Annotated in this window: 12 protein-coding genes; 5 read left to right on the plus strand and 7 right to left on the minus strand. The window is 63.2% G+C overall.

Annotated elements, in window-relative coordinates; genetic code table 11:
- Window positions 1-230: 230 nt before the first annotated feature.
- From ABR948_RS22365 to ABR948_RS22395, 7 genes are all read right to left on the minus strand, one after another.
- Entirely contained in the window at window positions 231-1,520 is a 1,290-nt protein-coding gene (locus ABR948_RS22365; RefSeq protein WP_428122175.1) for an RNA polymerase sigma factor, read from the minus strand.
- A gap of 46 nt (window positions 1,521-1,566) precedes the next feature.
- A complete protein-coding gene (locus ABR948_RS22370) occupies window positions 1,567-1,863 on the minus strand; it encodes a YciI family protein (RefSeq protein ID WP_428122178.1) in 297 nt (98 codons plus the stop codon).
- A 217-nt stretch (window positions 1,864-2,080) separates the two neighbouring features.
- On the minus strand, window positions 2,081-2,800 hold the full coding sequence (locus tag ABR948_RS22375; RefSeq protein WP_428122181.1) for an AprI/Inh family metalloprotease inhibitor: 720 nt from the start codon (window positions 2,798-2,800) through the stop codon (window positions 2,081-2,083).
- Window positions 2,800-3,789 carry a 2-hydroxyacid dehydrogenase gene (locus ABR948_RS22380; RefSeq protein WP_428122201.1) on the minus strand — a complete coding sequence of 330 codons (990 nt, stop codon included), beginning with the start codon at window positions 3,787-3,789 and terminating at the stop codon, window positions 2,800-2,802. Before ABR948_RS22380 ends, ABR948_RS22375 begins: the two co-directional genes overlap by 1 nt.
- Window positions 3,786-4,637: an ABC transporter permease gene (locus ABR948_RS22385; RefSeq protein WP_428122183.1), complete on the minus strand. Its 852-nt coding sequence runs from the start codon at window positions 4,635-4,637 to the stop codon at window positions 3,786-3,788. The genes ABR948_RS22380 and ABR948_RS22385 overlap by 4 nt, the downstream gene beginning before the upstream one ends.
- Window positions 4,634-5,461, minus strand: a complete 828-nt coding sequence (locus tag ABR948_RS22390; RefSeq protein WP_428122184.1) for an ABC transporter ATP-binding protein — start codon at window positions 5,459-5,461, stop codon at window positions 4,634-4,636. Before ABR948_RS22390 ends, ABR948_RS22385 begins: the two co-directional genes overlap by 4 nt.
- Window positions 5,462-5,470: 9 nt before the next feature.
- Window positions 5,471-6,505, minus strand: coding sequence for an ABC transporter substrate-binding protein (locus ABR948_RS22395; protein WP_428122186.1), 1,035 nt, complete (start codon window positions 6,503-6,505; stop codon window positions 5,471-5,473).
- A gap of 131 nt (window positions 6,506-6,636) precedes the next feature.
- Between ABR948_RS22395 and ABR948_RS22400 the strand changes: the two genes are divergently transcribed.
- The 5 genes from ABR948_RS22400 to ABR948_RS22420 all read left to right on the plus strand — a co-directional run.
- Window positions 6,637-7,452: a creatininase family protein gene (locus ABR948_RS22400; RefSeq protein ID WP_428122188.1), complete on the plus strand. Its 816-nt coding sequence runs from the start codon at window positions 6,637-6,639 to the stop codon at window positions 7,450-7,452.
- A gap of 143 nt (window positions 7,453-7,595) precedes the next feature.
- Window positions 7,596-7,856 (plus strand): hypothetical protein, encoded by a 261-nt coding sequence (locus tag ABR948_RS22405; RefSeq protein ID WP_428122191.1) that lies wholly within the window; start codon window positions 7,596-7,598, stop codon window positions 7,854-7,856.
- A 266-nt stretch (window positions 7,857-8,122) separates the two neighbouring features.
- The gene (locus ABR948_RS22410; RefSeq protein ID WP_428122194.1) at window positions 8,123-8,401 is read left to right on the plus strand and encodes a metal/formaldehyde-sensitive transcriptional repressor; all 279 of its coding nucleotides are present in this window, start codon (window positions 8,123-8,125) and stop codon (window positions 8,399-8,401) included.
- 7 nt (window positions 8,402-8,408) lie between these two features.
- On the plus strand, window positions 8,409-9,689 hold the full coding sequence (gene dmeF, locus ABR948_RS22415; protein WP_428122197.1) for a CDF family Co(II)/Ni(II) efflux transporter DmeF: 1,281 nt from the start codon (window positions 8,409-8,411) through the stop codon (window positions 9,687-9,689).
- 205 nt (window positions 9,690-9,894) lie between these two features.
- Window positions 9,895-11,859, plus strand: a 1,965-nt coding sequence (locus ABR948_RS22420; RefSeq protein WP_428122199.1) for a carbohydrate porin, incomplete at its 3' end; no start/stop codon positions are given.

Below are 11,859 nucleotides of genomic sequence, written 5' to 3' on the forward strand. Positions count from 1 at the left end.
TCGAAAAAATCTAGTTCGCGCGTTCCAGACCAGCGACCAACGAGAGGAGACCGCGCCCTGACGAGGGTTGCTTCCCGCGATTTCTCGCGCGGACGAATCTTGTAGCCTCCAGAAGATACGACATCCTTGAGACTCTTATCGCGGACAACGCGATTTCATCGGGATTCGGTGCATGACCACATCATCGTCGGCAAGAATGGGCACGCGAGCTTGAAGGGGTTAAGGCTGATCTAGCGTGGGGGCTCCACCGCATCAGCCGCCTCGGCGGCCCGCCGCTTCAGAAAATCCTGTTCGCGCTTGTTGCCCGCCAGCACCGCCGCGGCCTCGAAGGCGGCGCGGGCTTCCTCAAAGCGGCCGAGCTTGTAGAGCAGGTCGCCCCGGACGTTCGGCAGCAGATGATAGTTCCTGAGCGCAGGCTCATCCGCTAGACAGTCCACGATCGCGAGCCCCGCTTGCGGACCCTCAACCATGCTGACGGCGACCGCCCGGTTGAGCTCGATGATCGGCGATGGCACGAGCGTCATCAATTCCGCATAGAGCGCCGCGATGCCGGGCCAGTCGGTATCGGCTGACGTGCTCGCCTCCGCGTGGCGGGCGATAATCGCGGCCTGAAGGGCATAAAAGCCGCACGCGCCGCCCAGCGCGCGCGCCCGGCCGAGCGCCTCCACACCACGGCGGATCTGAAGCCGGTCCCACAGCGCCCGATTTTGATCCATCAACAGGATGGGCTCGCCCGCCGCATCGGTGCGCGCCGCCGTACGCGAGGCGTTGAACTCCATCAGGGCGAGCAACCCATGGGTCTCTGGCTCAAGCGGCGCGACCGTGGTGAGGACGCGGCCGATGCGCAGCGCTTCGTTGCAGAGCTGGGGACGCAACCATTCCTCGCCGCGTGCTGCGGTGTAGCCTTCATTGAAGATGAGGTAGACGACTTCCAGCACCGAAGAGAGCCGCTCCGAAAGCTCTTCGCCGCGCGGGGTCTCGTACGTCAACCCGGATTCGGACAGCGTCCGCTTCGCCCGCACGATGCGCTGCGCGATGGTCGCGGCCGGCAGCAGGAAAGCCCTCGCGATCTCCTCGGTGGTGAGGCCGCAGATCATGCGCAGCGCCAGCGCGACGCGGCCATCGCGCGATAGAAGCGGATGACAGGCGGTAAAGATCAGCCGCAGCAGCTCGTCGCCGATGTCGTCGTCGAGTGCGGAGTCCAGATCGGGCACGGCCTGCTGCTCCGCCTCCATCTCGCGCGCGACCATCTCGTGCTTGCGCGCGAGCATCCGAACGCGGCGCAGATGATCCAGCGCCCGGCGCTTGGCCGTCGCCATCAGCCACGCGCCGGGCTTTTCGGGAACACCAGCCGTGGGCCAGTGCTCGAGCGCCGCCACCAGCGCGTCCTGTGTCAACTCTTCGGCCAGCGGCACGTCGCGCAGCATCCGCGAAAGACCCGTAATCAACCGCGGCTGCTCGATCCGCCAGACCGCCACAATCGTGCGATGCGTCGCGTGGTCGCGCTCGTCGGCCGTCATGACCGGCGGCCGCGCAGGACGAATCCCTGGCTGCAGAACGCCCGCCTCAAGGGCCGGCAAACGCGCGAACCTCGCACGTCCCTTCCCATCCCGGCATGAAATCCAGGTGCAATTGCATGAATTCCCTGGCCATCGCCACGGCCTCTTCCTTGTCGCGCAGCTCGAAGATGGCGTAACCGCCGATGACCTCCTTGGCTTCCACGAAGGGGCCGTCAATGACGCTGAGCTTGCCGTCGGCGATCCGCACCTGTGCGCCGGTGGCGACCGGCATCAACCCGCCGTTGTCCAGCATCCGGCCCGCCTTGATCTCGCGGTCGGCAAGTTTGTGCATGGCCTCCATCATTTCCGGGGGTGGCTGCGTTGAGGGTCCGGGATGTTTGACGATATACATGAAGCGCATCAGAGAGCTCCTTCCAGGGGCGAGCCGCCGGCGTCATGCCCCGCGGAACTGTCTCGCTATCCAGGACGACGAACCAGCCCGCGGCAGATCGACACCCGTTTTGCAAAAAATACGCCTAATACCAACCGGCCGGGAGGCCAAATCGGCCGGCCACCCCAGCCTACTGCCGCAGCATGATCAACGGATCGGCGGCGTCGGGCACCCGCCGCCACTGCGCGTTATCGTCGGCCTCAAAATGCCAGACATCGCCATTGGCCGACAGCAGCAGCAATTCACCGCGCTCGAGCCGCCACTGCGTCGGCGCGAACGCGGTCACCGCCGGGTCGCAGCGCGGCTTGAGAAAGACCTGGAAATTGTCCGCCGAGGCTTCGGTGTTGGTCAGGGTCAGGCCGCAGATCGACTGGCCGTTACCGCGAACCATCGCCCAGTCGCCGATCATCTGATCCATCGATTTGGCCAGCGAACGCGCCGCGGCGAGATTCTGCAGAATGTAAATGCCCTCGCCCTGGCGCAGGCCTTCGAAGATGCCGCTCTCGACCTCGGTAAAGTCGATCACCGCCTGCCCCGCGGCGTCCTGCAGCCGCACGATATCCAGCCCCCTGATATTCCAGGCCGTGATCTCCCGCGTGAAGGGCAGCGCCGCCGCGCAGGCGGGCTCCAGTTCCAGCTTGAGGCCCTGCGGCGTCGCATCGCTCTTCAGCGTCACCACGCAGGTCTTGCTGCGCTCGGTGGTCGAGAGCTCCCACTGGCCGATCATGTCTTTTTTCAGGGTCGAGGCATCCTGCGCGAAGGCCTGCGGCGCGCCGACGATCGACGCCAGCAGCGCCGCAGCCGCGATGCCAAGCCGAAAGATAGGCCGGATGACAAGGCGACCTCGCATCAGCGGCCCGTCACCGGGGTTTCGGCGATCGGCGACAGCGGCGGTTTGCCGGCGAACCAGGCCTTCAGATTATCGACCACCATCTGATCCATGGCGTTGCGGGTCACCACCGACGCGGAGCCGATATGCGGCAGCAGCACTACGTTCTGCATGGCGCGCAACTCGTCCGGCACCGTCGGCTCGTTGGCGAACACGTCGAGCCCCGCGGCCAGGATGGCCCCCGACTTCAGCGCGGCGATCATCGCCACTTCATCGACCACCGAGCCGCGCGCGACATTGATGATCACGCCGCGCGGCCCAAGCGCCTTCATGACCTCGGCGTTGACCATTTTGGCCGTCGAAGGCCCGCCGGGGACAATCACCACCAGCGTATCGACCGCCTTGGCCATCTCGATCAGATCGGGATAGTGCTGGTACGACACCCCGGGCGCCGGATGGCGCGAATGATAGACCACGGGAACGCGGGACGCCTCCAGCCGGCGTCCGATCGCCTGGCCGATCCGGCCCATGCCGACCATCCCGACCTTGCGATCCCGCAGCGAACCGACGCTGAGGGGAAACTGCTGCGTCATCCAGAGGCCGGAACGCAGATAGCGATCGGCCTTGATGAACTCCCGCAAGGTGGCGATCAACAGCCCGAGCGCGATATCCGCGACCTCTTCGGTCAGCACATCCGGCGTGTTGGTGACGACGATCTTGTGCTCGCGGGCGTAATTGGCATCGACGTGATCGTAGCCGACGCCGAAAGAGGCAACGATTTCAAGCTTGGGAAGCAGCGCCATCACGGCGCTGTCGCACCGGGCCGTGCTGTAGGTGACCGCGGCGCCGCGAATTTTCGCCGCCACCGCCGGACTGAGCCGGTCGAGGTCGCCCCTGGTTTCAAACGGATGCAGGATGAACTGATCGGAAAAGCCATTGTCGACGATCGGCTTGGTCGGCCCGTAGACCAGCAAATCGATCTTCTCCGAAGAAATATTTCCGCCCATCAGTTTTCCTTTCCAAGCGCACTCTCGTGCCAGCGCCGTAACACCAGATGCGAGGTTAGCGCCAGCAGCCCATAAATGACAATCCCGGCCGCGGAGAGCAACAGCAACGCGGCGAACATTCTGGGAATGTTGAGACGGTATCCGGATTCGGCAATTCGATAGGCCAGACCGGAACCCGCACCGGCAGAGCCCGCGGCGATCTCGGCGACCACCGCGCCGATCAATGACAGGCCGCCCGCGATCCGCAATCCGCCGAGGATGAACGGCAGCGCCGCCGGCAATTTGAGATAACACAGCGTCTGCAGCCGCGACGCGCCGTAAAGCCTGAACAGGCCCGCCAGATTGCGATCCACCGAATTCAGTCCGAGCGTGGTGTTGGACAATACCGGAAAGAACCCGACGATCCAGGCGCAGACGATAACCGCGGTTTGCTGCGGAAGGTAAATCAGCAGCAGCGGGGCGACCGCAATGACCGGGGTCACCTGCAGGATCACCGCATAGGGAAACAGCGAATATTCCAGCCATTTCGACTGATTGAACAGCAGCGCCAGGCCGATCCCGCCGAGCGCGGCGGCGGCGAAGCCTTCGAGCGTGGTCAGAAGCGTGGTCAGCAGCGATTGCGACAGCACCGGCCAGTCCGCAACCAGGGTGCGGAATACCGCTGACGGACCCGGCAGCACATAGGGCGGAATATCGTTGAGCCGCACCACGAGCTCCCATGCCGCGATGCCGAGCGCCAGCACCGCGACCGGAAGCAGGATCCGGACCAGCCGCAGCGCGCGGCTGTCAGGCGTTGCGGGACCGGCAGATAGCAGCGGAGCCTGTAATGGCGGATCTTGCAAGGAGCTCATGCGCCGGGCTGCCCGGCATAGGATGGCACCAGCGCGTTCGAAACCCGGCGGCAGAAGCCGGCATAATCGGCCGAGGTACGAAACTCTTCGCCGCGCGGCTCGGGAACGTCGATGCGAATCTCGGCACCGAGGCGTCCGGGCCGCGCTGTCATCACCACCACCCGCTGCGACAGATACACCGACTCGAACACCGAATGGGTCACGAAGATGACGGTCTTGCGCAAATTGCGCCACAGCGCCAGCAGATCGTTGTTGAGCCGGAAACGGGTGATCTCGTCGAGCGCGGCGAACGGTTCATCCATCAGGAGAATATCCGGATCGGTGACCAAGGCGCGCGCCAGCGAGACCCGCATCTTCATGCCGCCGGATAATTCGCGGGGGTAAGCGTCGGCAAACTCGGAAAGCCCCATTTGCGCCAGCGCCGCATCGATACGGGCATCGGCCTGCGCGGCCGGGACATGCGCGAGTTTCAGCGGCAGCCGCACATTCTCCCGCACATTGGTCCACGGCATCAAGGTCGGCTCCTGGAACACAAAGCCGATCGAATGACCTCCGCTCACCTCGACCGCCGGCCGGGACACGCGGACCGTGCCCGATGTCGGCGCGTTCAGTCCCGCGATCAGGCGCAGCGCCGTCGACTTTCCGCAGCCCGAAGGCCCCAGCAGGGACACGAACTCGCCCTTGCGCACATCAAGGTCGAACGGCCCCAGCGCGCTCACCCCGCTGTCGTAGACCTTGGTGACACCGCGCAGACTGACCGCAAGGCCGGCAGAATCAGCCCCTGTTCCGGACTCGGTTTCGGACAAGGCCGCGGGCTCGGACATTGTGGCGTCCTATTTCTTTGGCCGCAGGTCGAGGCCGACACCCTTGTTGATGAAGCGAAGCGTATAGGCCTTGCGATAGTCGATGTCGGAACGCACGACATGGGCCCGCACCATCTTGTCGAAGAAGCTCGCCATCCGCTCGTCGGTCATGGCGCCGATGCCGTCGCGCAGGGAGTCGCCGGAATCGACGATGCCATATTCCTTCATCCGGGCGATCGAATAGGCCAGCAGTTCGTCGGTCATTTCCGGATTGAGCTTCTTGATCATCGCATTGGCGGGCGCGTTGTCACCGTACAGATAATGGTACCAACCGACGATCGAGGCATCGACGAAACGCTGAACCAAGTCCGGCTTCTTGTCGATCAGATCGCCGCGGGTCTCGATCAAAGTGGAGTAGGTGTTGAAACCATAATCCGCGAGCAGAATGATCCCCGGCTTGAATTTGGCGCTCTGTTCGATCGCGAACGGCTCCGAGGTCACGTAACCCTGCATCGCGCTTTGCTTGTCGGCGATAAACGGCTGCGAGTTGAACGTGTAGGGCCTGACCTTCTCCTCGCTGAAGCCATATTCGGACTTCAGCCATTGAAAATAACTTGAAACGCCTTCCTTGGACACGAACAGCGTCAGTGGCTTGAGTTCCTCGAGCTTGGTGATCTTCGACTCCGGATGCGTCAGCAGGACCTGCGGATCTTTCTGGAAGATGGCGGCGACCGAGATCACCGGCACATCGTTGACGACCGCATCGAGCGACATCAGGGTGTTCGCGGCCATGAAGAAATCGAGCTTGCCCGATATCAGCAGCATGCGGTTATTGTTGTTCGGACCGCCAGGCACGATGGTGACGTCGAGCCCGTAAGCCCGGTAGGTGCCGTCGGCCACGGCCTGGAAAAATCCGCCGTGCTCGGCCTCGGCGACCCAGTTGGTTCCGAACGAGACCTTATCCAGTGCTGTCTGGGCGTGCCCGGGCGACATGGACATCACAACGGCCAAGACATTGGCCAGGAGGCCGATCGTTAACGCTCGCAGCAAAAGAGCCGGGTTCATGTTGGACTCCGTCGATCATTCTGGCCCATGATGGGGCGCTGATGGCGTCCAATACAACTACCTTGTCATTCGTCCAAGGGAACGTTTCAAGGAAACGTTTCCAAGCAACCTCTAAGGAAACCTTTAGTTCGATGACTTCAACCGTTCCTCCCCGCGACTGGACCGACATCCACTGGCCTGATTTCGCCGGGGACGCCGCGGCGCGATGGATTGCGGTGTTGCCGCTGGCGGCTACCGAGCAGCACGGTCCGCATCTGCCCGTCGGCACCGACGTCATGATCGCGCAGGCCTATCTGGCGCGGGTGCGCGAGCTTTTGTCCGGCAGCCTTCCCGCAACCTTCCTTCCGATCCAGCCGGTCGGGATTTCCACCGAGCATACCGACTATCCGGGCACGCTGACGCTCCCGACCGAAGCTGCGCTGAAGGCCTGGATGGCGCTCGGTGGAGGCGTCGCGCGGGCCGGCATCAAAAAGCTGGTGATGGTCACCAGCCACGGCGGCAACAGCGCGGCCATGAGCCTTGTCGCGCAGGATCTGCGCGCGCAGCATGGGCTTCTCGTCGTCACCACCGGCTGGTCCCGGCTCAGCGCGCCGGAGGGATTTTTTTCCGCGCCGGAATTACAGCATGGCATCCATGGCGGCGCCGTCGAGACCTCGATCATGCTGGCCCGATACCGGCAGCATGTGCGTCTTGAAGCGATCGCGGATTTTCGCCCGGCGGGGATCGCGATGGAAAAGGACTATCGCTGGCTATCACCGCACCGGCCGGCGCCGTTCGCATGGCAAGCCCAGGACCTTCACCCGAGCGGTGCTGTCGGCGATGCGACGCAGGCCTCCGCGGAGAAAGGCGAACGCCTGCTCGATCACGGCGCGCGCGCGTTTTGTGAATTGCTCGCCGATGTCGACAGGTTTGACCTGCAAACCCTGGCGAACGTCCCGAAGATCTGACGGTCGCCCTGACCGTCCATCGTAGCGATCGAACTATCACGACCCGGAATTAATCGAGCGCGATTCGAACCGGATTCGAAGTCGCTCCGTCCAATGGATATGCGGACCATAACGGGCCGCCTCAAATCCGGATGGAGTTTCTGATGTCGATCAAATCGAAAATCGCGGCCCTCGCCCTCGTCGCACTCGCCGTCACCGGCACCGTCGCTTCCACCACCACCCAGGCAGAAGCCAGGGGCTTCGGCTGGGGCATTGGTGCCGGCCTGATCGGCGCCGCCGTGGTCGGCAGCGCGATCGCCGCCAACGACGGCTATTATTACAACGGTTATCGCCGCTGCGGCTGGGTTCGCCAGTTCGACGCCTACGGCAACTACATGGGCCGCGTTCGCACCTGCAATTACTGAGATCGATTGAGATCGGCTGAGCCAGAGCCTTCACGCGCGCCGACATTCGCCCCGCAGCAACGGGCCGGCCTTCGCCCGAAACCGCTCTGAGCGTGGATCCTGCGTCCGGCACGGGCGCCTCATCCACCCCCGTGTCGCACCCGACCCGCCCGGTTATCCCCCCGGGCGGGTCATCTTTTTGAATCCCGAAAATAATTTCAATGATCGCGCCGATGCCTCGACATTTGATCGATTGACATAGCATAGGGGGGTACCCTATATGGGCCATGGCCCATACGATCAAAGAGAAAAAAAAGCTATTGGCGCGCGTCGGCCGCATCCGTGGCCAGGTCGAGGCGATCGAGCGCGCCCTGACCGAAGAGGCGGAATGCGAGCGCATCATGCATATGATCGCCGGCATTCGCGGCAGCGTGGCCGGCCTGATGGCCGAGGTGGTCGAGGACCACATCCGCACCCATCTCGTCGATCCCGAGAAAAATCCCGGCGCGCTCAATGCCGACGCCGCGGACCAGCTGATCGATGTGATCCATACCTATCTCAAGTGAGAGCATCATGACCGACATCTTCCAGGTTCAGCCGCACGATCACGTCTTTCTGGGCCCAGACCATGAAAGAGCCGAACGCCGGACCTGGGCCGTGATCGTGCTTTGCAGCGTCATGATGATCGCCGAAATCATCGGCGGCGCGCTATTCGGCTCGCTGGCCCTGATCGCCGACGGATTGCACATGTCGACCCATGCCGGCGCGCTGCTGCTGGCTGCGCTGGCCTATACCTACGCCCGCAAATACGCTGACGATCGCAACTTCACCTTCGGCACCGGCAAGTTCGGCGATCTGGCGGGCTACAGCAGCGCCATCATTCTGGCGATGATTGCCCTGCTGATCGGCTACGAAGCCGTTTCGCGCCTGCTCAATCCGATTCCGATCAGCTTCAACGAGGCGATCCCGATCGCGGTCCTGGGTCTCGTGGTCAATGTCGCGAGCGTGTGGTTGTTATCCGGCGGCCATCATCACGGTCACAGCCATGGTCACGCACACGGTCATGGCCACGACCATGACGAACAACCTCGTCGTATCACCCTGGGTCGCGGTATTCTGGAAATCGAAGTCTTTGAAGACAACGTGCCGCCGCGGTTTCGCATCAGGACCGGTACCACCCTCTTGCCGGCCGCTTCCGATATCACCATCGAAACCATCCGGCCGGATGGCCGCCACCAGCACTTCACGTTCGAGGCCCGCGACGGATATCTGGAATCGCGCGACGAGATTCCGGAGCCGCATGCCTTCGTTGCCAGGGTTCGCCTGATGCAAGAGGGTCAAAACCTCGAGCACGAACTGCAATTCGAAGAGCACGATCACGGCCAAGATCACGGCCAAGATCACGGCAACGGCGCGCATCACCGCGACAACAATATGCGGGCCGCGGTCATTCACGTGCTGGCCGATGCCGGCGTTTCGGTCCTGGTCATCGCCGGGCTACTGATGGCGCGCGCGTTCGGCTGGCTCTGGATGGACCCTCTTGCCGGCCTCATTGGCGCGGTTGTGATCGCCAACTGGTCGTTCGGGCTATTGCGCGATACCGGCGGCATCTTGCTCGACCGCATGCCGGATCCGCGCATGGCCGAGAAAGTGCGCAAGGTAATCGAAACCGAGGGCGACCGCGTCACCGACCTGCATCTTTGGCGGCTCGGGCCGGGGCATCTCGGCGCGATCGTCTCGGTCGCCACGACCGGGCCCCACGAGGCGGCGCACTACCGGCAGCGGCTGGCGGGGTTTGCCGATCTGTCGCACGTCACCGTGGAGGTTCAGCACGCCAGCTCGGCCAATGGCTGAGCCCTCCCTGGGAATTTCCCGGACGATTTCAGAGCGCTATGTTGCACGGATGTCACTGGACGATGTCATTTAGCAGGTTTAGCCGCATTATTACTTGCACTTGCAAATCATTTGCAATAACTGGCAATAATCGAGGAATGAATTGTGCCTCCGTTTGGTCTGGTCATTGACCGTCGAAAATCGGCACCCCCAACGGACAGGATCAATGGCTTCATTTCGCTTCCGTGATGGCACCGCGCCGGCGATTGCAGCGATGAGCCGCCGCCGATCCAGGGAGCGCGTATTGGCCGGAGTCGGGCTTGGCATGCTTGCCCTCCATGGCCCCGCGATCGCGGGCGACCTTCCCGCAAGCCTTCCGGTCAAGGCACCGGTGACCTACACCAAGGCCCCCAAGATACCGGTCGCCAAGAGCTACGATTGGAGCGGCTGGTACATCGGTGCCAATGTCGGCGTGATCAGAGGCGCCTCGAACTGGTCCGCAACCCCGCCCGCGACCGGCGGCCCGGGGTTGAATGGATCGTTCAACCTTCCCTTCAATTTCGATTTCATGGCCGGCACCGGCAGCTATGCCGTCGGACTGCAGGGCGGATATAATTACGTTTTTCCTTCGCGTGTGTTGCTTGGCTTCGAGGCCGACGTCAGCGCCCCGAATTCGGACGTGCTGGTGCCCTATTCGGTACGCGGCAGCCAGACGGTGACCTCGCCTTTGGCCGGCCAGGTGGCCTATGGCGAGGCGGTCATTCAGTACGGCAGCGCCCGGGCCCGCGTCGGTTACGCGTTCGACCATTTCCTGCTCTATGGAACGGGAGGGCTGGCGTGGACCTATGATCAGGTGACGCGGACCCAGCTCGCCGCTTCGCCGTTGGCCGGCTCGGCGCCCACCGGGACGCTGGACACGGTGCTGATGTGGCGATTGGGTTGGGCAGCGGGGGCCGGTATCGAGATTCCGGTCACCGGCAACTGGAGCGCAAAAGCCGAATATCTGTGGACCGGGTTTGGCCACCTGGGCGTGATGTTCCCGGTCGGCGCGCAGGGTTACAGCTCCGACGTCGCCATGCAAAGCATCCGGGTCGGCCTCAACTACCACATCGGAAATAGTTCAGAGATACCGGACTTCCTGGCCAAGGGGCCGTCCGCGTTCGAGACCGACAACTTCGCATTCCACGGCCAGGCCACCTACCTCAACCAGTATGCCGCGCCGTTTCGGGCCCCCTACAGCGGCACCAACAGCCTGGCGCCGAACATCGGCCGCGAGACCGCCGACGTGACCTTGTACGCGGGTGTCCGGCTCTGGCAGGGTGCCGAAGCCTGGGTCAATCCGGAACTCGATCAGGGTTTTGGACTGAGCGGATCGGTCGGTGTTGCCGGCTTCCCAAGCGGCGAGGCCTACAAGGTCGGCGCGGACTATCCCTATACACGCCTCGACCGGGCGTTCCTGCGACAGACGATCAACCTCGGCGGCGATGTTCAGAAGGTCGAGCCCGGGCAGAACCAGTTTTCCGGAACACAAACGTCGGATCGGCTGGTGTTCACGGTCGGGAAAATCGGCGTACCCGATATCTTCGACACCAACAAATACGCCCACGATCCGCGCAACGATTTCATGAACTGGTCGATCGTCGATACCGGAACGTTCGATTACGCGGCGGACGCCTGGGGCTATACGGTGGGCGCTGCCGCGGAGTGGTATCAAGGTCAGTGGACCGTGCGAGGAGGTATCTTCGACCTTTCGATCGCGCCGAACACGACGACCCTGGATTCTCGGTTCGAGCAGTTCCAGTGGGTCGGTGAGATCGAGCGGCGATATTCCATTTGGGATCAGCCTGGCAAGCTCGCGGTCACCGGATTCCTGACGCGAGGCCGGATGGGAAGTTTCGAGGACGCCATCCAGCTCGCCGCGGTGACGGGAGGCCCAGCCGACATTGCGGCCGTGCGGCAATACCAGAGCCGAGGCGGCATCAGCATGAACCTCGAACAGCAACTGATGCCCAATGTTGGTTTCTTTGCCCGTGCCGGCTTCGCCAATGGCGATATCGAACCCTATGAATTCACTGACATCGACCGAACCGCCGCCGCAGGCCTCTCGGTTTCGGGAAAGCAATGGGGGCGGGATGACGACACCTTCGGGATTGCCGGCGTGGTCAATGGGATCACCAAGGTCCACGAGGCG

Origin of the sequence: Bradyrhizobium sp., assembly GCF_050014615.1 — a bacterium.
Lineage (GTDB): Bacteria > Pseudomonadota > Alphaproteobacteria > Rhizobiales > Xanthobacteraceae > Bradyrhizobium.